This is a genomic window from Streptomyces tibetensis (assembly GCF_007655005.1).
Lineage (GTDB): Bacteria > Actinomycetota > Actinomycetes > Streptomycetales > Streptomycetaceae > Streptomyces > Streptomyces tibetensis.
Genome location: NZ_SZVW01000022.1, coordinates 1 through 19,820, shown reverse-complemented (window position 1 = coordinate 19,820; position 19,820 = coordinate 1). Strand labels below are relative to the sequence as shown.

At 70.7% G+C, this 19,820-nt stretch carries 18 protein-coding genes; 3 read left to right on the top strand and 15 right to left on the bottom strand.

The genetic code is table 11. From position 1 onward, the window contains the following. Positions 1 to 75: 75 nt before the first annotated feature. From FDO69_RS32130 to FDO69_RS32070, 13 genes are all read right to left on the bottom strand, one after another. Positions 76 to 1,203 carry an ABC transporter ATP-binding protein gene (locus FDO69_RS32130; protein WP_104785136.1) on the bottom strand — a complete coding sequence of 376 codons (1,128 nt, stop codon included), beginning with the start codon at positions 1,201 to 1,203 and terminating at the stop codon, positions 76 to 78. Beyond that, complete coding sequence (locus FDO69_RS32125; RefSeq protein ID WP_104785133.1) at positions 1,200 to 2,300, bottom strand: ABC transporter ATP-binding protein; 1,101 nt, start codon at positions 2,298 to 2,300, stop codon at positions 1,200 to 1,202. Before FDO69_RS32125 ends, FDO69_RS32130 begins: the two co-directional genes overlap by 4 nt. 26 nt (positions 2,301 to 2,326) lie before the next feature. Next, complete coding sequence (locus tag FDO69_RS32120) at positions 2,327 to 3,319, bottom strand: ABC transporter permease (RefSeq protein WP_104785130.1); 993 nt, start codon at positions 3,317 to 3,319, stop codon at positions 2,327 to 2,329. A gap of 74 nt (positions 3,320 to 3,393) precedes the next feature. Further along, positions 3,394 to 5,079: an ABC transporter substrate-binding protein gene (locus FDO69_RS32115; protein ID WP_104785127.1), complete on the bottom strand. Its 1,686-nt coding sequence runs from the start codon at positions 5,077 to 5,079 to the stop codon at positions 3,394 to 3,396. Positions 5,080 to 5,159: 80 nt separating this feature from the next. Further along, positions 5,160 to 6,191, bottom strand: a complete 1,032-nt coding sequence (locus FDO69_RS32110; protein WP_104785124.1) for an ABC transporter permease — start codon at positions 6,189 to 6,191, stop codon at positions 5,160 to 5,162. 306 nt (positions 6,192 to 6,497) lie between these two features. Then, positions 6,498 to 7,541, bottom strand: coding sequence for an NUDIX hydrolase (locus tag FDO69_RS32105; RefSeq protein WP_104785122.1), 1,044 nt, complete (start codon positions 7,539 to 7,541; stop codon positions 6,498 to 6,500). A gap of 148 nt (positions 7,542 to 7,689) precedes the next feature. Then, positions 7,690 to 7,932, bottom strand: coding sequence for a hypothetical protein (locus tag FDO69_RS32100; protein ID WP_104785119.1), 243 nt, complete (start codon positions 7,930 to 7,932; stop codon positions 7,690 to 7,692). Between the two features lie 66 nt (positions 7,933 to 7,998). Then, on the bottom strand, positions 7,999 to 8,223 hold the full coding sequence (locus FDO69_RS32095; RefSeq protein WP_104785117.1) for a hypothetical protein: 225 nt from the start codon (positions 8,221 to 8,223) through the stop codon (positions 7,999 to 8,001). 50 nt (positions 8,224 to 8,273) lie between these two features. Further along, entirely contained in the window at positions 8,274 to 8,549 is a 276-nt protein-coding gene (locus FDO69_RS32090; protein ID WP_104785114.1) for a hypothetical protein, read from the bottom strand. A gap of 141 nt (positions 8,550 to 8,690) precedes the next feature. Next, positions 8,691 to 11,084, bottom strand: a complete 2,394-nt coding sequence (locus FDO69_RS32085; protein ID WP_104785112.1) for an ATP-binding cassette domain-containing protein — start codon at positions 11,082 to 11,084, stop codon at positions 8,691 to 8,693. A gap of 98 nt (positions 11,085 to 11,182) precedes the next feature. Then, entirely contained in the window at positions 11,183 to 11,599 is a 417-nt protein-coding gene (locus FDO69_RS32080; protein WP_104785448.1) for a VOC family protein, read from the bottom strand. A gap of 10 nt (positions 11,600 to 11,609) precedes the next feature. Then, complete coding sequence (locus FDO69_RS32075) at positions 11,610 to 12,053, bottom strand: helix-turn-helix transcriptional regulator (RefSeq protein WP_104785109.1); 444 nt, start codon at positions 12,051 to 12,053, stop codon at positions 11,610 to 11,612. Between the two features lie 161 nt (positions 12,054 to 12,214). Beyond that, positions 12,215 to 13,168 carry an ROK family protein gene (locus FDO69_RS32070; protein WP_104785106.1) on the bottom strand — a complete coding sequence of 318 codons (954 nt, stop codon included), beginning with the start codon at positions 13,166 to 13,168 and terminating at the stop codon, positions 12,215 to 12,217. A 272-nt stretch (positions 13,169 to 13,440) separates the two neighbouring features. Between FDO69_RS32070 and FDO69_RS32065 the strand changes: the two genes are divergently transcribed. Both FDO69_RS32065 and FDO69_RS32060 read left to right on the top strand, forming a co-directional pair. After that, entirely contained in the window at positions 13,441 to 14,427 is a 987-nt protein-coding gene (locus FDO69_RS32065) for a LacI family DNA-binding transcriptional regulator (RefSeq protein WP_234388195.1), read from the top strand. 7 nt (positions 14,428 to 14,434) lie between these two features. Continuing rightward, positions 14,435 to 15,250, top strand: coding sequence for a hypothetical protein (locus FDO69_RS32060; RefSeq protein ID WP_104785101.1), 816 nt, complete (start codon positions 14,435 to 14,437; stop codon positions 15,248 to 15,250). On the opposite strand, the gene FDO69_RS32055 is transcribed toward FDO69_RS32060, so the two are convergent. Both FDO69_RS32055 and FDO69_RS32050 read right to left on the bottom strand, forming a co-directional pair. After that, entirely contained in the window at positions 15,196 to 17,145 is a 1,950-nt protein-coding gene (locus FDO69_RS32055; RefSeq protein WP_104785098.1) for a serine/threonine-protein kinase, read from the bottom strand. The genes FDO69_RS32060 and FDO69_RS32055 overlap by 55 nt on opposite strands. A 154-nt stretch (positions 17,146 to 17,299) precedes the next feature. Then, positions 17,300 to 18,601: a DUF6986 family protein gene (locus FDO69_RS32050; protein WP_104785095.1), complete on the bottom strand. Its 1,302-nt coding sequence runs from the start codon at positions 18,599 to 18,601 to the stop codon at positions 17,300 to 17,302. A gap of 193 nt (positions 18,602 to 18,794) precedes the next feature. Between FDO69_RS32050 and FDO69_RS32045 the strand changes: the two genes are divergently transcribed. Continuing rightward, on the top strand, positions 18,795 to 19,700 hold the full coding sequence (locus FDO69_RS32045) for an endonuclease/exonuclease/phosphatase family protein (protein WP_104785092.1): 906 nt from the start codon (positions 18,795 to 18,797) through the stop codon (positions 19,698 to 19,700). Positions 19,701 to 19,820 lie beyond the last annotated feature (120 nt).

The window sequence follows — 19,820 nt, the reverse complement described above, 5'->3', positions numbered from 1 at the left end:
TCCGCGGACGAGGGCCCTTCCTACGGTCCTGTGCCGGTGTCGCCCGCGGCTGCGACCTGATCCGAACGACAGGCCTCAGCCGAGGGCCGGATCCAGGACGATGTCCTCCTCGCGTGCGGTGACGGACGGCTCCTCGGGGAAGTGGCAGGCGGTCAGGTGCCCCGACGGGTTGCCCTCGACGCGCACCAGCGCCGGCTCCTCGAGGGCGCACTTGTCCTGCGCCTTCCAGCAGCGGGTGCGGAAGCGGCAGCCGGAGGGCGGGTCGATCGGGGAGGGCACGTCCCCCGCCAGCCGGATGCGCTCACGCCGTCCGACGGCGTCCGGGTCGGCCTCGGGTACGGCGGACAGCAGCGCGTGCGTGTAGGGGTGCCGGGGCCGCGTGTAGAGCGACTCCCGATCGGCGACCTCGACGATCTTTCCGAGGTACATGACAGCGACCCGCTCGGAGAAGTGCCGTACGACGGCCAGGTCGTGGGCGATGAAGACGAAGGCGATGCCGAATTCCCGCTGGAGGTCCTGGAGCAGGTTGACGACCTGCGCCTGGATGGAGACGTCCAGCGCGGAGACGGGCTCGTCGGCCACGATCAGCTTCGGCCTGAGGGCGAGGGCGCGGGCGATGCCGATGCGCTGGCGCTGGCCGCCGGAGAACTCGTTCGGGTAGCGGTTGTAGTGCTCGGGGTTGAGCCCGACCGTCTCCAGGAGTTCCTGGGCGCGCTTCTTGTGGCCCTGGGGCGGGTTGATGCCGTTGAGCCGCATCGGCGTCTCGATGATGGTGCCGACGGTGTGGCGGGGGTTCAGCGACGAGTAGGGGTCCTGGAAGATCATCTGCAGGTTGCGGCGGGCCTCCCGCATCCGCGCGGCGGGCTGGTGGGTGATGTCCTCTCCGTCGAACACGACGGAGCCGCCGGTGGGTTCGAGCAGCCGCGTGATCAGGCGGCCGGTGGTCGACTTGCCGCAGCCGGACTCGCCGACCAGGCCCAGCGACTCGCCGGGGCCGACCGAGAAGTCGATGCCGTCGACGGCGCGGACCGCTCCGATCTGCCGCTGGAAGATGATGCCCTGCTTGATCGGGAAGTGCTTCTGCAGACCGCGTACCTCCAGCAGGTTCTCGCCGTGGCTCTCGCCGGCGGGGCGGTCGGTGCTCTGCCCGGTGCGGGGCTCGGTGGTGCTCACGGCATGGTCCCTTTCGTCCGCCGGCGTCATCGCGCGGTCCGTGCGGCCGCGGCGTCCCGGTCGTCCGGACCGGCCCCGCCGCGGATCTCCTGCTTGGCGTCATCGCTCAGATGGCAGGCGGCGAGGTGCCGTTCGCTTCCGGAGACGAGGCGCAGTTCGGGCCGTTCCGCCGTGCAACGGCCCTCCGTCACCCAGCCCTTGTAGGCGCAGCGGGGGTGGAAGGAGCAGCCGTCCGGCAGGTTGATCAGGCTCGGCGGGGTGCCGGGGATCGGGTTGAGTCGTTGGCCGACGTCGCCGCCGAGGTGCGGCATCGACTGCAACAGGCCCCAGGTGTAGGGGTGCTGGGGCTGCTTGAGCACCTCGCGGGTGGTGCCGTACTCGATGCGGCGGCCGCCGTACATGACCAGGATGTCGTCGGCGATGTCGGACACGACGCCGAGGTCGTGCGTGATGATGACGACGGCGGAGCCGAACTCCTCCTGGAGGTCGCGGATGAGGTCCAGGATCTGCGCCTGCACGGTGACGTCCAGGGCGGTGGTGGGCTCGTCGGCGATGAGCAGGGCGGGGTCGCACACCAGTGACATGGCGATCATGGCGCGCTGGCGCATACCGCCGGAGAACTGGTGCGGGTAGTCCCTGACCCGGCGCTCGGGCTGCGGGATGCCGACCCGCTTCAGCATCTCGACCGCGCGGTCCTTCGCCTCCTTCTTGGAGACCTTGTGGTGCACCCGGTACGCCTCGGCGATCTGGGAGCCGACGGTGAAGAAGGGGTGCAGCGCGGACAGCGGGTCCTGGAAGATCATGGAGACGGTGCGGCCGCGCAGGGCGCGCATCCCGGCCTCGGGCAGGGCGATCAGTTCCCTGCCCTCCAGCCAGATCTCGCCGGAGACCTGGGCGCGGGTGCCCTTGTGGAGTCCGAGCAGGGCCAGTGAGGTCACCGACTTGCCGGAGCCGGACTCGCCGACGATGCCGAGGGTCCTGCCCTTCTCCAGGGTGAAGGAGACGCCGTCGACGGACTTGACGAGGCCGTCCTCGGTCGGGAAGTGCACCCTCAGGTCGCGTACGTCGAGGAAGGGTGCGGGCGCGGGGGTGACGTCCGCGGGCTGCGGTGAGGTCGATACGGACACGGGTGTTCCTAAGGACGAAGAAGGGCTCAGGCGAGGCGCACGCGCGGGTCGACGAGGCCGTACACCAGGTCGACGACGACGTTGGCGAGGACGACGAACGTCGCGGCGAAGAGCGTGGTGCCGAGGATGACCGGTAGGTCGGAGTTCTGGACCGAGTCGACGGCGAGCTTGCCGATGCCGTTGATGCCGAACACCGACTCGGTGATGACCGCGGAGCCGCCGATCAGGGAGCCGACGTCCATGCCGAAGATGGTGATGATCGGGGTGATCGCGGCCCGCAGTCCGTGCTTGAGGACGACCGTGGCGGCCGGCAGGCCCTTGGCGCGGGCGGTGCGCATGTAGTCCTCGGAGAAGACCTCCAGCATGGAGGAGCGGGTGAGCCGGGTGTACATCGCGAGGTAGACGATGACGAGGGTGGACCAGGGCAGGATCAGCCCCTGGAACCAGCCGGCCGGGTCCTCGGTGAAGGGCGTGTAGCCGGAGGTCGGCAGGATCTGGAACTTGTCCACGAAGAGGTAGAGCAGGAGCAGACCGATGAAGTAGATCTGCACCGACACGCCGAACAGGGCGAGTCCCACCGCCGCCTTGTCGGCGGCCCGGCCCCTGCGCACCGCCGCGACGGTGCCGAGGCCGACGCCCAGGATCAGGAACGCCACCGCGGCGCCGAGCCCGAGGGAGAGGTCCGCCGGGAAGTCCTGGAGCAGCGTGGTCAGGACGGGGGTGTCGGTCTGGAAGGAGATGCCGAGGCAGGGCGCGCCGCAGTGGATGCGGACGCTCTGGTCGCCGTAGTCGCGGCCCACGACCAGTCCCTTGAGGAACTCCCAGTACTGCGTCAGGTAGCTCTGGTCCAGGCCCAGCGAGTGCTTGATCTCCGCGAGGCGGGAGGGCGAGCAGGTCTTTCCGCAGGCCAGGAGCGCGGGGTTGGACGGCAGCGCGAAGAAGATGAAGAAGGTGATGGTGGTGATCACCAGCATGATCACGGCCGCTGCCAGCAGGCGTCTGATGAGGTAACGAAACATGGGGTGCCGGGACCTGACGTGAGTGGGGTGCCCGCCGGCGGCCGAGGCCGCCGGCGGGGTTCAGAGGGGTTGCGTCACTGCTTGATGTAGGCGTGCACCAGGCTGGGTTCGGCCATGATCGAGTCGTTGATGACACCGCCGACCTTCGAGCCGCTCACCTCGCTGAAGTTCATGTACATCAGTGGGACCACGGCGGCGTCCTTGAGGATCTGCTCGTCCAGTTCCCCGTAGGCGACGTTGCGCTGCTTGATGTCGGTCATCTTGCCGATCTTGTCGATCTGCGCGTTGACCTTCGGGTCGTTCAGGTAGGCGAGGTCGTTGTTGGACTGCGGGAGCTTCTTGATCTGGCGTCCGTCGAAGAGGGTGGGCAGCACGGTGGAGGCGTTGGGCCAGTCCGCGATCCAGTCGCCCCAGGTCAGGTCGTACTGGTTCTTCACGTTGTCGACGGTGCTGAAGTAGTTGTTCTTGTCGATCGGGGTGATGTTCACCGTGATGCCGATCTTCGCGAGCGCGGTCTTCACGGCGTCCGCGAAGTGCTCGTGCGTGGGGATGTTCTCCACCGCGAGGGACATCGTCGGCTTGGGGTTGCCGGCCTGCTTCATCAGGGCCTTGGCCTTGGTGAGGTCACCGGCGGGGTTGCTGCTGTAGAGGTTGAAGTCCTTGTGGCCGTCGATGCCGGGGGCGAGCATCGTGGTGGCGTAGTTGCCGTAGGCCGAACCGCCGAAGGCGCCGCGTACGGTGGTCTTGTCGATGGCGTACTCGATGGCCTGGCGGACCTTCAGGTCCTTCACCCGGTTCAAGTTGATCGCCAGGTAGTTGATGCCCGGGGCCGGGATCTTGTAGTAGCGCGACTTGAGCGACGGGTCGCCGGCCATCGTCGTCAGGTCGGAGCCGGCGATCGGCGTCTGGGTGATCGCGGTCTGGGCGGAGCCGCCGTCCGACTTGATCTGCTGGTCGATGGCGGCCTGGTCCTGCCCGAACTTCGCGTCGATCTCGTTGAGGTTCTGCTGCCGGATCGGGTCGCTCGACTGGCTCCAGTTCTTGTTCCGGACGAGGACCATTTCCTTGTTCTTGGTGTACGACTTGATCATGTAGGGCCCGTCGGACCAGACGTGGGTGTCGTACGTGGCGCCCGTGTCGTGGGCCTTGGGCACGCCCGACCAACCGGTCATCGCGGTCGTCTCGTTGAAGTCGGCGACCGGCTGGTTGAGATGGAAGACGATGGTGTACTTGTCCGGTGTCTGGATCGAGGACAGCTGCTTGCCCTGGTACGGGCCCTTGTAGGAGTCACCGCCGACCAGCCACTGACTGGCGTACGGCGGGCCGCCGTTGATGTCCGGGGAGAAGGCCCGCTCGACGCCGTACTTGACGTCCTGCGCGGTGACCTCGCTGCCGTCCTGCCACTTGACCCCGTGGCGCAGGTGGAACGTCCACACCGTGGCGCCCTTGCTCGCAGTTCCGGTGTCCGTCGCCAGGTCGCCGACCAGCTTGGGCTGGGAGCCCGTCTCGTCCCATCCGGTGAGAGTGCGGACGAGTTCGTAGTCCATGCTCGAACCCTCGGTGGTGTACGTCCGCTGAGGGTCGATGTGGTTGAAGTCGGCGTCGTCGAGGATCGTCAGCGTGCCGCCCTTCGACGGGGAGCCGCCGGCGCTGTTGCCGGAGGACCCTCCGCATGCGGTGGCTCCGAGGGCGATCACCACGGCGGTTGCCGTGAGAGCGACCGTGCGCGATCTGCGCGTGGTACGCGTGGTGCGCGTCATGGGGGAAACTCCGTTTCTTGCTACGGGCTCGGCGGCCGTTCGTGGGACCGCCGGGGCGACACTCGGGAGGGGGTGGCTTGTCAGCCGCGCCGGGCGCGGGGGTCCAGGGCGTCCCGGACGCCGTCCCCGAGCAGGTTGAGTGCCAGCACGAGGAGGAAGAGCAGGACGCCGGGCACGAAGAGGTACATCGGGTCCTGGAGGAAGAACTGGGAGGCGTCCGACAGCACGGCTCCCCAGTCGGGGTTGGGCGGGATGACGCCCACGCCCAGGTACGACAGCGCCGCCTCGGTGGTGATGTTCTGCGGGACGGCGAGCGCGAACGAGATCAGGATCGGCGCCCACAGGTTGGGCAGCAGTTGCCGGAAGAGGATGTGCCGGCGGCCGGCGCTCATCAGCCGCGCGGCGTCGACGAACTCCCGCTCGCGCAGGGACAGCACCTGCCCGCGCACCAGGCGGGCGGTGTAGGCCCAGGCGAAGACCGCGATGTTGAGGACCAGGACGAGCAGCCGGAGGTTCTCGTCGGTGCCGCCGTGGCTGTTGGTCTGCAGGGCGTTCTGGATCACCGGAGTGAGCGCGATGATGAACAGCAGCTGGGGGAACGCCAGCATCACGTCCATGATCCGGGACAGCAGGGAGTCGACCCAGCCACCGAAGTAACCGGCGGCGAGCCCGGCCACCACACCGACCGCGGTGGACAGCAGGGCGGAGGCGAATCCGACGTAGAGCGAGGTGCGCAGGCCGTAGACGATGCGGGCGAACAGGTCGTACCCCGTGCCCGGTTCGACGCCGAGCAGGTGCTTGGCGCTGATGCCGCCCAGCGATCCGTAGGGGAAGTTGCCCGTGTCCGGATTGATCGCCTTGTTGTCGGGGGTGATCGGCCCCCAGCCGGTCAGTGCGGTGAGCACCGGGGCGAGGAGCGCGATCGCGATGAACAGGAGGGTGGCCGCCAGGGCGACCGTGGTGACCTTGTCCCGCCTGATCCGCCGCCAGGCCATCCGGGCCGGTGAGCGGCCGGCGACTGCCGTGCCGCCGGGTCTGGAGCCTTGGATCGACGGCTCGGGCAGCAGCGCGGTGCCGCCGCCGGTGTCGACCGGCTGGTGTTGCGTGGTCATCGTACGGACATCCCGGATCTGCCCCTGAGGCAAGGAAATTGGGTGGCGGTCGTTGCTTCCGCCATGAGACTCTGCGGACTTTCGCAACCGTGTGCGAGTCCGGTCAAGCCGCGCAGGGGCGAGAAAAGGGATTGTTTGCTGAGATGGAAAAGTGTTGACGAGAGCGGGGAATGCGATTACCCGGGGCGTGAGTGTTCGCGGGAGATTCCTTGGGCAGCGATTGGCCGTGGCCGCGCCTTCGTTTCCTTTTGCTTTTCCCTCGGAATCCCCCGTGCCGGGTAAAGGGGGCGGGCGGCGGGCTCGGCGTCAGCCGACCGGCACCCCGGCTTCCAGATAGAGCGCGGCTCCGCGTTCGCGTGCCCGCAGAGCCCAGCGCAGTCGCTCGTAGCGCACAGGGGGCAGCAGGTCGGCGGCCTCCGCCTCGGTGACGAACCGCCAGGCGCGCAGCTCCGGGCCGGGAAGCAACAGCCGGCCGGCCTCGGCGGAGTGCAGCAGGCCGCCGTCGAAAAGGAGACGCAGACCGCCGAACGCGGGGGGCGCAGGGCGCTCCCAGTCGACGACGAGCAGGCTCGGCACCTCGTCGAGGTGGATGCCGGTCTCCTCGGCGACCTCCCGCATTCCGGCGCGCGCGGGTGCCTCGCCGGGTTCGACGACACCGCCGGGGAACTCCCAGCCGGCCTTGTACGTGGGGTCGACGAGCAGCACCCGGTCCTGCTCGTCGAAGAGGAGCACTCCGGCGGCGACGGTCTCGGCGGTGGGCTCGGGCGTCTGGACGATGTCACAGGCGGGCACCGACCCGTCGGTGACGGCCTCGGCGATGCGCACGGCCGTCTCGTACGGAGTGAGGTCGCTGGTGTCGAGAGGGTGGGCGTCGGCGGTGAGCCAGGAGGCGAGAGCGGTCCGGTACGGCTCGATGTGGTCGAAGGACCACTGGCGTATTCGCATGTCGCCGTCGGGGAGGTCCCGCGGCACCTCACGACCCGCTATACGTTCCCGCAGTATCGTTTCGGCCGGGGCGAGCAGAATGTGGCTGACCGGAATCCTGCGCGCGGCGAGGCCGCCGAAGATCTCGTCGCGGTACTCCTGGCGCAAAATGGTCATGGGCACGACGAGGGTGCCGCCGAGCTCGGCGAGCATCGCGGCCGCCGTGTCGATCACGAGCCGTCGCCAGATCGGCAGGTCCTGGAAGTCGCCGACCTCGGCGAGGTGTTTGGGTGGCAGCAAGTGGGCCAGCGCGCCGCCGATGACCTCCGGGTCGAAGAGCGTGCTGTTCGGGATCAGTTCGATCAGTTCCCTTGCGGTGGTGGTCTTCCCCGCACCGAACGCGCCGTTGATCCAGACGACGGTCACAGGTCCCCCTCTTCTGTTGGCCCCCTGAGGCTTGCCCGCTCCACCCTGCCACGGAAACCAGCCGCAGTTGAGGGCACATGACGACGGCGCCGGCGCCCCCTCTCACGCGGGGGGCGCCGACGCCGTGCGCCGTGGCCGGGGCGGCCCGTCAGCCCTTCTTCTGGGCGCCCTTCTTCTGCGCGCCCTTCTTCTGGGCGCCCTTCTTCTTCTGTACGCCGTTCTTCCCGTCCACGGCCAGGCCCTCTCCGGCGACCGTCTGGTCGAGCGTCTTGAGGGTCTCGTCCACGTTGATGGCGGGGAGCTTCTCTCCGACGGCGTGCGACGGGGTGATCGCCGCGACGGCGAAGCCGGTGGCCAGGGAGGCGATGGCGAGCATGCTGCGCTTCTTCATGCCTCACTCAACTGCCGGACGGGGCCCGGGGTCACGCCACTGGGCCGTTCGGGCGAAGCGGCGGCTTCACACGGGGTCGGTGCCCCAGATGCCGGAGCCGCCGCCGCGCCACTCGATCAGCCCCGTGGCCGCCACGTACGCCGCGTCCGCGTCCTCGATCCCCGCCCGCCGCAGGAACTCGGCGACGTCGAGCGGACCGTAGGCGATGCCGAGGAACTGGTCGTCCACGCGGACCCGGCGACCGCCGTCCGCGGCGGGCGGGTAGACCACGACGGGTTTCTCGGACGCCATGGCACCAGGGTGCCCGGGGACGCTGCCGGCCGCGCGCCGGGATGGGCCGTTCAGCCCGCCTTGCGCGTCGGCCGGAACTCGTGGACGTCGGCGGTGAGGGTGCCGTCCTGCTGCTCGTAGTGGGACAGGGCGAGACCGAGACCGAAGAAGGTGGGTGCCCACTCTCCGACGAAGATGCCCCAGCGGTCGGCGCGGGCCAGGCCGGTGCCCGCTTCCATCTTCAGGGAGCCCATCCAGGCGACGACGCTGAGGCCGATGGAGGCCATGCCGGCCATGTAGGCGTGCTCGCTGCGGACGCCCATCTCGTGCATCTTCTTGATGATCATCTGCGGCTCCGTTCCGTGAGGGACTCAGGAGACGGAGTGCCCTCGACCGGCGCCGCTATTCGCCATATTTGTCCTTTATGTCAGACATGGAGGCCGTGAGGTGAGCCCGCAGCGGTCACCTCACGGCCTCCGAAGCCCCTGTCAGGCGCCCACGTAGGCCGCCAGGTGCTCTCCGGTCAGCGTGGAGCGGGCCTCGACGAGGTCGGCCGGGGTGCCCTCGAAGACGATCCGGCCGCCGTCGTGGCCCGCGCCGGGGCCGAGGTCGATGATCCAGTCGGCGTGCGCCATGACGGCCTGGTGGTGCTCGATCACGATGACCGACTTCCCGGAGTCGACGAGCCGGTCGAGGAGGCCGAGCAGCTGTTCCACGTCCGCGAGGTGGAGGCCTGTGGTCGGCTCGTCGAGGACGTACACGCCACCCTTCTCACCCATGTGCGTGGCCAGCTTGAGCCGCTGCCGCTCACCGCCGGACAGCGTCGTGAGCGGCTGGCCGAGGGTGAGGTAGCCGAGACCGACGTCCGCGAGCCGCTGAAGGATCCTGTGCGCGGCGGGCGTGCGGGCCTCACCGCTGCCGAAGAACTCCTCGGCCTCGGTCACGGGCATCGCCAGCACCTCGCTGATGTCCCGGCCGCCGAGGCGGTACTCCAGCACCGACGCCTCGAACCGCCTGCCCTCGCACTCCTCGCACGGGGTGGCCACGCTCTGCATGATCGCCAGGTCGGTGTAGATGACACCGGCGCCGTTGCAGGTGGGGCAGGCGCCCTCGGAGTTGGCGCTGAACAGGGCCGGCTTCACACCGTTGGCCTTGGCGAAGGCCTTGCGGATCGGGTCGGCCAGTCCGGTGTACGTCGCCGGGTTGCTGCGCCGGGAGCCGCGGATCGGGGTCTGGTCGATCGCGACCACGCCCTCTTCGGCGGGGATCGAGCCGTGTACCAGCGAGCTCTTGCCGGAACCCGCGACGCCGGTGACGACGGTGAGGACGCCGAGCGGGATGTCGACGTCGACGTCGTGCAGGTTGTTCGCCGAGGCGCCCCGGATCTCCAGCGCGCCGGTGGGCTTGCGGACGGTCGCCTTGATCTTGGCGCGGTCGTCGAGGTGACGGCCGGTGACGGTGCCGCTGCCCCGCAGCCCCTCCAGGGTGCCCTCGAAGCAGACGGTGCCGCCCGCCGTGCCGGCGCCGGGGCCGAGGTCCACGACATGGTCCGCGATGGCGATCGTCTCCGGCTTGTGCTCCACGACCAGCACGGTGTTGCCCTTGTCCCGCAGGCGCAGCAGCAGGTTGTTCATCCGCTCGATGTCATGCGGGTGCAGGCCGATGGACGGCTCGTCGAAGACGTAGGTGACGTCGGTGAGCGAGGAGCCGAGGTGGCGGATCATCTTGGTGCGTTGCGCCTCGCCGCCGGAGAGCGTGCCCGACGACCGGTCGAGCGAGAGGTAGCCCAGGCCGATCTCCACGAACGAGTCGAGGGTGTGCTGGAGCTTGGTGAGCAGCGGGGCCACCGACGGCTCTTCCAGCCCTCGCACCCACTCGGCCAGGTCGCGGATCTCCATCGCGCAGGCGTCGGCGATGTTGACCTTGCCGATCTTCGAGGAACGGGCGAGCTCACTGAGCCGGGTGCCGTCGCAGTCGGGGCACCGGGTGAAGGTGACCGCCCGGTCCACGAAGGCCCGGATGTGCGGCTGCATCGACTCGCGGTCCTTGGAGAGGAAGCTCTTCTGGAGCTTCGGGATCAGCCCCTCGTAGGTGAGGTTGACCCCGTTGATCTTCACCTTGGTCGGCTCGCGGTACAGGAAGTCGTGCCGCTCCTTCTTGGTGTAGTCGCGGATCGGCTTGTCCTTGTCGAAGAAGCCCGACTCGGCGATGACCCGCACCACCCAGCCTCCCCCGGTGTAGGTGGGGATGGTGAACGGGTCCTCGGACAGCGACTTGGAGTCGTCGTAGAGCTGGGTGAGGTCGATGTCGGAGACCGTGCCCCGGCCCTCGCAGTGGGTGCACATACCGCCGGTGCGGCTGAAGGACACCTTTTCGGTCCTGGTCTTGTCGGCCCCCCGGTCCACCGTGAAGCCACCGCTCGCCGAGACCGAGGCGGTGTTGAACGAGAACGCTCCGGGCGGGCCGATGTGGGGCGTGCCGAGCCGGCTGAAGAGGATCCGCAGCATCGCGTTGGCGTCGGTGGCGGTGCCGACGGTGGAGCGGGGGTCGGAACCCATGCGCTGCTGGTCGACGGCGATCGCGGTCGTCAGCCCGTCCAGGACGTCGACCTCGGGCCGGGCGAGGTTCGGCATGAAGCCCTGCAGGAAGGCGCTGTAGGTCTCGTTGATCAGCCGCTGCGACTCCGCGGCGATCGTGTCGAACACCAGGGAGCTCTTGCCCGAGCCGGAGACGCCGGTGAACACCGTGAGCCGGCGCTTCGGAATCTCGATGCTGACGTCCCTGAGGTTGTTCTCGCGCGCGCCGTGCACGCGGATCACGTCATGGCTGTCGGCAACGTGCGGCCCGGGCGACTGTCTGTCCGTCGTCGTGGCCTTGCTCATGGTGTCTCCATCTGTCGGGCGGCGCTGCCGCGCTCGGGCGATCTCGTTCCCCCGCGCCGCTCCGGGGAGCGGCGCGGGGGAGTGCGGTGCGGGGGCTGCTACGACGCCTTCAGCTGCTGGATGCGGACCATGTTGCCCGCGGGGTCGCGGAAGGCGCAGTCGCGAACGCCGTAGGGCTGGTCCACCGGCTCCTGGACCACCTCGGCGTCACCCGCCTGCACCCGCTCGAAGGTGGCGTCGACGTCGGTGGTGGCCAGGACGATGCTGGCGTAGGTGCCCTTGGCCATCATCTCGGCGATGGTGCGGCGCTCGTCCTCGGTGACGCCGGGGTCGGCGGCCGGCGGGTGCAGCACGATGTTCGTGCCGGGCTGGCCGACGGGGCCGACCGTGATCCAGCGCATGCCCTGGTACCCGACGTCGTTTCTGACTTCGAAGCCGAGGGTGTCGCGGTAGAACGCCAGGGCGGCGTCCGGGTCGTCGTGCGGAAGGAAACTGGCGTGAATGCGAAGGTCCATGGCCCTCACGCTAGTTTCGGCCCGGGGCGGGCGCTTCTCGATTCCTGATCGGTCTGGTCACCTGCTTCGCCACGCACGACGGAATCCCCGCCGTCGCGCGCGCCGCCTCGCGCCGGTAGGCGCTGGGCGGCATGCCCACCAGCTCGGTGAAACGGGTGCTGAAGGTGCCCAGCGACGCGCAGCCGACCTCGAAGCACACCTCGGTGACGCTGAGGTCGCCCCGGCGCAGCAGCGCCATCGCGCGCTCGATGCGCCGCGTCATGAGGTAGCTGTACGGCGACTCGCCGTACGCCTGCCGGAACTCGCGGCTGAGGTGCCCGGCCGACATGTGCACGCCCCGCGCGAGCGCCTCGACGTCCAGGGGTTTCGCGTACTCCCGGTCGATGCGGTCCTTGACGCGCCGCAGTCGGGCGAGGTCGCGCAGATGCTGCGCCGAGGCGGGTCTGCTGCTCACAAGCGCGATCGTGCCACATCGCACGCACGTGCGGCTGATTTCCGGCTAAACGGACCGGACCGGTCCGTATCGCCCAGGGGTGGCCGTCACGTCGGCCTCCGCTCCGACCCGCATCGCACCACCGCCGGCCGAACGTTCCTGCTCGATCGGCCGGCCCCGTCTCACACCCCGGCCGTCGCCGCGTCCGAACGCCTCGCCAGCGCTGCCGCCGCCGCGCCCACGAGCCCCGCGTCGGTGCCCATCTGCGCCGGCGCCACGGTCAGGTGCCGGACGAAGGACAGCGTCGCGTAGGAGCTCAGGGCCTTGCGCAGGGGACCGAGCAGAACGTCGCCCGCCTTGCCCACTCCCCCGCCGATCACGGCGATGTCGATCTCCACGAGGGTCGCGGTGGCGGCGATCCCGGCGGCCAGGGCCTGGGCGGCCCGTTCGAAGGAGGCGACGGCGACCGGGTCGCCGGAGCGGGCGGCGGCGGCCACCGCGGCGGCGGAGGTGTCCCCGTCCGGGCCGGGCCGCCAGCCGCTCTCCAGGGCGCGCCGGGCGATGTTGGGGCCGCTCGCGATGCGCTCCACACAGCCGTGCGAGCCGCACGGGCACAGATCGCCGTCGAGGTCCACGCTGATGTGGCCGATGTGGCCGGCGTTGCCGGTGGGCCCGGGATGCAGCCGGCCGTCGAGCACCAGACCGCCGCCGACGCCCGTGGAGACGACCATGCACAGCGCGTTGTCGTGGCCCCGGGCGGCACCCTGCCAGTGCTCTGCCGCGGTGATCGCCACACCGTCGCCGATCAGCTCGACGGGCAGGTCGCCGGCGGCGGCCCGGACGCGGGCGACGAGCGGGTAGTCGCGCCAGCCGGGCACGTTCACCGGACTGACCGTGCCCGCTGAGGCGTCCACGGGACCGGCACTGCCGATCCCCACGGCCGAGGCACGCTCCCACAGCGGCGACGCGGTGAGCTCGCCGAGCACCTCCGCCACGGCCCGCATCACGGTGTCGCCGTCCTCCCGGGCGGGCGTCGGCCGCTGGGCGCGGACCAGAATCCGGCCGCCGCCGTCGACCAGAGCGCCGGCGATCTTGGTGCCGCCGATGTCGAGCGCGGCCACGAGGTCGGTGTGCATCAGAGTCGGATCTCCCCGTCGGGCGTGAGAAAAACGCCGATAAAGGCCATCAAGCAGGGCAAGCAGCAGGCCCGTCCCACGGCGGTGCGCGGGCCGGAGAGTGCGGTGGACAGTCTCCCCCGAGCCTGACAACGTTGTCCAGGCTCTATGCTCGACGCCACATCGTCATACAAACCGAGAATCGACGCACCCCCGTGGACGACAGGACAGGACACCGCACCGTGCCCCAGACCCCCCTCCGCTCCGCAGCGCGTTACGGCACCCGGCCGACCATGAAGGACGTGGCCGCGCGCGCCGGAGTCGGCCTCAAGACGGTCTCCCGTGTCGTGAACGGGGAGCCGGGGGTCACCGCGGAGACGGAGCAGCGGGTCCAGGAGGCGATCGACGCCCTCGGCTTCCGCCGCAACGACAGCGCGCGGGTGCTGCGCAAGGGCCGCACGGCGAGCATCGGCCTGGTCCTGGAGGACCTCGCGGACCCGTTCTACGGGCCGCTGAGCCGGTCGGTCGAGGAGGTGGCCCGCGCGCACGGTGCCCTGCTGATCAACGGCTCCAGCGCGGAGGACCCCGAGCGGGAACAGGAGCTGGTGCTGGCCCTGTGCGCGCGGCGGGTGGACGGGCTGGTGGTGATCCCGGCCGGGGACGACCACCGGTATCTGGAACCGGAGCTCAAGGCGGGGGTCGCCACGGTGTTCGTGGACCGGCCGGCCGGGCACATCGACGCCGACGTGGTCCTGTCGGACAACTTCGGCGGCGCCCGCGGCGGCGTCGCCCATCTCATCGCACACGGTCACCGCAGGATCGGCTTCATCGGCGACATGCCCCGGATCCACACCGCCGCCGAGCGGTTGCGCGGCTACCGGGCCGCCATGGAGGACGCGGGCATACCGGTGGCGGACTCCTGGATGTCCCTCGGCGTCACCGGCCCCGAGCGGGTGCGCAGGGCGGCCGAGGACATGCTGACCGGCCCGGACCCGGTCACGGCGATCTTCGCGGGCAACAACCGGGTGACGGTGACCGTGATCCGGGTGCTCGCCGAGCAGGCCCGCCGTGTCGCCCTGGTCGGTTTCGACGACATCGAGCTCGCCGACCTGCTCCAGCCGGGCGTCACGGTCGTGGCCCAGGACGCGGCGGACATCGGCCGCACCGCGGCGGAACGTCTCTTCCGGCAGCTGGACGGCACCCCGGTGCCCCCCGAACGCATCGAGCTGCCGACCCGGCTGATCACCCGCGGCTCGGGCGAGATCCCTCCGGCGGACTGAGCGGCCGATGGACGACGCCACCGATCGCACACTGCGGGCACTCGGCCTGGCGGAGGCGCCGCGCGAGCACCCTCTGCTGTACCCGGGAGCGTGGCCCGCCGATTCCGGGCTGCTCGACGGGGACTGTTTCCTGCCGCTGGAGCAGCTGGTGTACGAGGACCGCACTCCGGTCATCGCCATCGGCTCGAACGGCTGCCCTGGGCAGTTGCGGCACAAGATGGCGGAGTTCGGCATCGGGGCGCCGCTGCCCATGGTGAAGGCGCGGGTGAGGGGCATCGACGCCGGTGTCTCCGCGCATGTGAGCCGTATGGGGTACGTCTCCGCCTCGCCGGTCGGCGCCCCGGGCACCGTACGGGAGTTGTTCGTCCTGTGGCTCGACGCCGAGCAGCTCGCGGTGATCGACGCGAGCGAGGGCGTGCCGGTGCCGGGCGGCAACTTCGACCGGGCCTGGCTGCCGTCGCCCGACGTCCGGATCGACCTCGCGGACGGCACCCGGCTGCCCGGGGCGTACGTCTACGTCAACCGGCACGGTGTCCTCCACGACGGCACGGGCGCGCCGCGCACCCACCCGGGTGAGCGGGAGCTGCTGACCGAGCTCCTCGTCGGGTTGCCGCGTCTGCGGGAGCTGTTCGGAGTCGTGCCCGAGGAGTTCTGCGCGCGGGCCCGGGGAGACCGGCGGCTGTGCGAGCGGGGCACGCGGCTGTTCGTCGAGGAGAAGCTGGTGACGGCCTCCGGTCTCGAGCGGTACGTGGCCGCTTCGGCCCGGGGTCAGCAGACCGGGAGTCCGGGGACCGGCGCGTCGTTGCCGCCGCCCTTGATGTAGACGTCGCTGACCCAGACGTTCGTGTTGCCGCTGTCGTCGTCGGTCTTCGCCCACCAGATGTTGGTCCACTCCCCGGACGTCTCGCGGCGGCCCAGGTTCCGCTGGCAGTAGAAGTAGTTGGTGCCCGCGTTGAGGATGCCGGCCTTGGTGCCGGAGGCGGTGTAGGAGCCGGCGGTCTTCCAGACCTGGCAGTTGTACCTGCCGCCGCCGATGGCGTGACAGGCCGGGGCCGGGGTGGTCGATCCGCCGCCGGGGGTGGTGCCGCCTCCGGATCCGCCGCCGGGGGTGGTGCCGCCTCCGGCGGTGGCGCGAGGGGTCGATTTCCCGGGGGCTGGTGTGGTCTCCCGGCCGGTGGGCTCGGGGTCCTTCGGGTCGGCGGTCTTCCCGGAGGGTGCCCTGTCCTCGGCGTCTCCCTGTTCCGTGGACCTCGGGGCGTTCGAGCCGTCGTCCGGTCCACTGGGCTCGGAGGGCCCGTCGTCCGCACCGACGGCGCCCGTCCGCGGGCCGGTCCCCTTGCCGCCGGAGTCGTCGCTCAGCAGGGCGATCGTGGTACCGGCGGCGGCCAGGACGACGGTGACGGCCGCGGCGGCCAGCAGGACACGCGCCTTGCGGCGGGGCGCGGCGCGGCCGGGGTTCATGGAGCCGGTGGGTGCGGTGCTGCCGGGGGCGAGAGGGCCGGCACCCCGGGGGCTGGTGCCGGGGCTCGACGGTGTGGCCTGACCAGCACCCGAGGCCTGCGTGTCGGTGCCTGCGTGCGCGGAGTGCCCGGACGCCGACGTCCCCGGGGTGGCGCCGTCGGTGCCTGCGTGCGCGGGGTGCCCGGACGCCGACGTCCCCGGGGTGGCGCCGTCGGTGCCTGCGTGCGCGGGGTGCCCCGGCACCGATGGCCCCGGGGTGCCGCCGCCCTCGTGAGGTCCGGCCGCGCCCTGCAGCGGGGGTCCGAACCCCGGCGGCACCGACGGGACACCGCGCTCCGTCTCCGCCCGCGGGGGCGCGACCGCGGGGCCCCGCAGAGTGGACGTCGGCGTGTCCGAGCCGCCCGTGTCCGCGACGGCCTGGAGCAGTGCGCGGGCCTGGTCGGCCTCCGGGCGGGACTCGGGGCGTTTGTCCAGCAGCCGCCGCAGGACCGGCGCGAGGGGGCCGGCGCGACGGGGCTCCGGCAGCGGCTCGGAGACGATCGCGGTGAGCGTGGAGAACGTCGACGTGCGACGGAAGGGCGAAGCACCCTCGACGGCCGCGTACAGCGTGGCACCCAGGGCCCAGATGTCGGAGGCTGGGCCCGGGTCGGCGCCCTGGGCGCGCTCGGGAGCCAGATAGTCGAGGGAGCCGACCAGTTCGCCGCTGCGTGTGAGGTGCGTGGCCGAACCGTCCCCCGGATCGTCCATCGTGGCGATGCCGAAGTCGGTGAGGACGACCCGGCCCGAGCGGTCGAGCAGGATGTTGCCCGGCTTGACGTCCCGGTGCAGGACGCCCGCGCGGTGGGCGGCGGCCAGCGCGTCCATGACCTCGGCGCCGATCCCGGCCGCCTCACCCGGGTCCAGCGTGCCGCGCTCGCGCAGGACGTCGTCCAGGGACGGCCCGTCGACCAGTTCCATGACGATGATCGGGCGGCCGTCGACCTGGGCGATGTCGTGCACGGCGATGACACCGGGGTGACGCACCCGGGCCGCCGCACGCGCCTCGCGTTGCATCCGCAGCTGCAGAGCGGCCAGTTCGGGGCCGGCCGCGTCGGTGTAGGTGCGCAGTTCCTTGACCGCGACCTCACGGCCGAGGACCTCGTCGACGGCCTTCCACACGACGCCCATCCCGCCGCGCCCCAGCGCCGCCGTGACGCGATAGCGGCCTGCCAGCAGCCGTCCGGCCCCGTCCGTCTGCCCGTGCTCCCCCGTCGACACCGCTGCCCCGTTCCTGTGACCCCACCGGATGCGCCGACGACCGACACCGTCAGTGCGTGGCGTACAGACTACGGGGCGCCGGTGACGGCAACAGGTGTCGGTGACGGCTGTGACAGGGCCGGTACGTGCCGTCCGATCCGCCGGACCGACACGGTCAGGCGGAGGCCGTCAGGTCCCCGCGCCGGGGCGTCGCGAAGCTCTCCAGGTCCGCCCGGGTCAGGCCGGCCAGGCGGGCGACCTCCCCGATGTCCAGGGCCCCGCAGTCCAGGCCGCGCAGCAGGTAGCCGCTGAGGGCCTTGGCGGTGGCGGGCTCGTCCATGACGTCGCCGCCGGTGCGGTTGGCATAGCGGGACAGGCGAGCTGCGGCCTGCTCGAAGCCCTCGCGGTAGAAGGCGAAGACGGCCGCGTAGCGGGTGGGGATGTGGCCGGGGTGCATGTCCCAGCCCTGGTAGTAGGCGCGGGCCAGGGCGCGGCGGGTGAGGCCGTAGTGCAGGCGCCAGGCGTCGTGGACCTTCGCGGTGGGTCCGACGGGCAGGACGTTCGTCGAGCCGTCCGAGACGCGTACGCCCGTACCGGCAGCGGCGACCTGCATGACGGCCTTGGCATGGTCCGCGGCGGGGTGGTCACTGGCCTGGTGGGCGGCGGAGACGCCGAGGCAGGCACTGTAGTCGAAGGTCCCGTAGTGCAGTCCGGTGGCGCGGCCCTCGGCGGCCTGGATCATGCGGGCGACGGTGGCGGTGCCGTCGGCGGCGAGGATGGACTGGCTGGTTTCGATCTGGATCTCGAAGCCGATCCGGCCGGGCTCGAGCCCATGGGCCTTCTCGAAGGCGTCCAGTAGCCGCGCCATGGCGGTGACCTGCTCCGCGTACGTCACCTTCGGCAGGGTGAGGACCAGCCCGCCGGGCAGGCCGCCGGCCTCCATCAGGCCGGTGAGGAAGATGTCGAGGGTGCGGATGCCCCGGGCTCGTACGGGCGCCTCCATGCACTTCATGCGGATGCCCATGTAGGGAGCGGCGGTGCGCTCCGCGTAGGCCTCCGCGATGATCCGGGCGGCGCGGGCGGCGGCCTCGTCCTCCTCGGCGTCGGGGCGGTTGCCGTAGCCGTCCTCGAAATCGACGCGCAGGTCCTCGATCGGCTCGCGCTCCAGCTTGGCGCGCACGCGCGCGTGGACGGGCCCGGCGAGTTCCTCGGAGAGGCCGAGGACGGCGGCGAAGGCCGCGGCGTCCGGGGCGTGTTCGTCGAGTGCGGCGAGGGCCCGGTCGCCCCAGGAGCGGACGGTGTCGGCGGCGAAGGCGTCGCCGGGCACGTAGACGGTGTGGACGGGCTGACGGGTACCGGGGTCTCCGGGGTAGCGGCGCTCCAGCTCGGCGTCGACCGGCGCGAGGGAGGCGCTGATCTCCTCGCTGACGGCTCCCGCGAGGCTCGTCGCCACCTTCTCCTGCCGGCCCTGACCCATTGCGAGACCCTCCATTTTCCGCACAGCGGAATCAACAATCCGTAGAACGAAGCTATCGGCCGACCTTCGGCCTGGTCAACACCATCGTGAAGGGGAATTCCCCGTGCTTCCCTCTTGATCACTGCCGATCGGCCCTCTTCTTCCGTACTCAGAAGGCAAGCTTCATCCTGACGTGCAAGGGGAGGGAGACCACGTGCCGAACGAGGCCGGCGTGACGCGACGCCACGGGCTCAAGGCAGCGGCGGCCGCCGCCGTCGCGGGACCGCTGCTCACCACCGCGGGCCCCACACACCGCGCTTCCGCCGGCGAGCACGCGGGCGCCCTGAACGTCATGACGTTCAACGTGCGCTTCGCGACCGTCGTCGACGAGACACCGCGCTGGACCGTGCGCCGCCCGGTGATGCGAGAGCTGCTGCGCCACGAGCGACCGCACGTCATCGGCACCCAGGAAGGGCTCTACCGGCAAGTGCGCGCGATCGAGAAGGATCTCGGCGAGCACTACGACTGGATCGGCACCGGGCGCGGGGGCGGCAGCAAGGACGAGTTCATGGCGATCTTCTACGACACACGCAGACTCGACCCGATCGAGTTCGATCACTTCTGGCTGTCCGGCACCCCGCGCACGATCGCCTCGAACACCTGGGGCGCTGACTGGCTGCGCATGGTGACCTGGGTCCGCTTCGCCGATCGCGCCGACGGAGGACGGGAGTTCTACGTCCTCAACACCCACCTGGACAGCGTCAGCCAGTACGCCCGGGAACGCTCGGCGGAGCTCATCGGCGAGACGATCACCGGGTGGGACCGGTCCGTACCGGTCATCGTCACCGGCGACTTCAACGCGGCCGCCCACGACAACCGGGTGTACGACCTCATGCTGGACACCGGACTGGTGGACGCCTGGGACACGGCGGCCTCACGGGGCCCGGCGTACGGGACGCACCACGGCTACCGGACGCCCAGGCCCGGCGGGCGGCGCATCGACTGGATCCTCACCACACCCGGAGTGAGAACGCACTGGGCCCGGATGAACACCTTCAGCAGGGACGGGACGTACCCGAGCGACCATCTGCCGGTGCAGGCCTCGATGACCCTGGGATGAGCAAAGGCCCCCGGGACCGTTCTTGAGTTCTAGCGATCGTCGCAACACCCCAGCTCAAGGGGTGCGATGTTCGAGATCCGCAAGACCCGGACGGTGGCTCAGGGGCGCAGGAAGCTGACC

What these genes read in the sequence shown, in the direction of transcription:
- FDO69_RS32130 (WP_104785136.1), bottom strand. Translation starts at nt 1,203, where the DNA reads ATGACGCCGGCGGACGAAAGGGACCATGCCGTGAGCACCACCGAGCCC.
- FDO69_RS32120 (WP_104785130.1), bottom strand. Translation starts at nt 3,319, where the DNA reads ATGTTTCGTTACCTCATCAGACGCCTGCTGGCAGCGGCCGTGATCATG.
- FDO69_RS32115 (WP_104785127.1), bottom strand. Translation starts at nt 5,079, where the DNA reads ATGACGCGCACCACGCGTACCACGCGCAGATCGCGCACGGTCGCTCTC.
- FDO69_RS32110 (WP_104785124.1), bottom strand. Translation starts at nt 6,191, where the DNA reads ATGACCACGCAACACCAGCCGGTCGACACCGGCGGCGGCACCGCGCTG.
- FDO69_RS32100 (WP_104785119.1), bottom strand. Translation starts at nt 7,932, where the DNA reads ATGAAGAAGCGCAGCATGCTCGCCATCGCCTCCCTGGCCACCGGCTTC.
- FDO69_RS32095 (WP_104785117.1), bottom strand. Translation starts at nt 8,223, where the DNA reads ATGGCGTCCGAGAAACCCGTCGTGGTCTACCCGCCCGCCGCGGACGGC.
- FDO69_RS32090 (WP_104785114.1), bottom strand. Translation starts at nt 8,549, where the DNA reads ATGATCATCAAGAAGATGCACGAGATGGGCGTCCGCAGCGAGCACGCC.
- FDO69_RS32085 (WP_104785112.1), bottom strand. Translation starts at nt 11,084, where the DNA reads ATGAGCAAGGCCACGACGACGGACAGACAGTCGCCCGGGCCGCACGTT.
- FDO69_RS32080 (WP_104785448.1), bottom strand. Translation starts at nt 11,599, where the DNA reads ATGGACCTTCGCATTCACGCCAGTTTCCTTCCGCACGACGACCCGGAC.
- FDO69_RS32070 (WP_104785106.1), bottom strand. Translation starts at nt 13,168, where the DNA reads ATGCACACCGACCTCGTGGCCGCGCTCGACATCGGCGGCACCAAGATC.
- FDO69_RS32065 (WP_234388195.1), top strand. Translation starts at nt 13,441, where the DNA reads ATGAAGGACGTGGCCGCGCGCGCCGGAGTCGGCCTCAAGACGGTCTCC.
- FDO69_RS32060 (WP_104785101.1), top strand. Translation starts at nt 14,435, where the DNA reads ATGGACGACGCCACCGATCGCACACTGCGGGCACTCGGCCTGGCGGAG.
- FDO69_RS32050 (WP_104785095.1), bottom strand. Translation starts at nt 18,601, where the DNA reads ATGGGTCAGGGCCGGCAGGAGAAGGTGGCGACGAGCCTCGCGGGAGCC.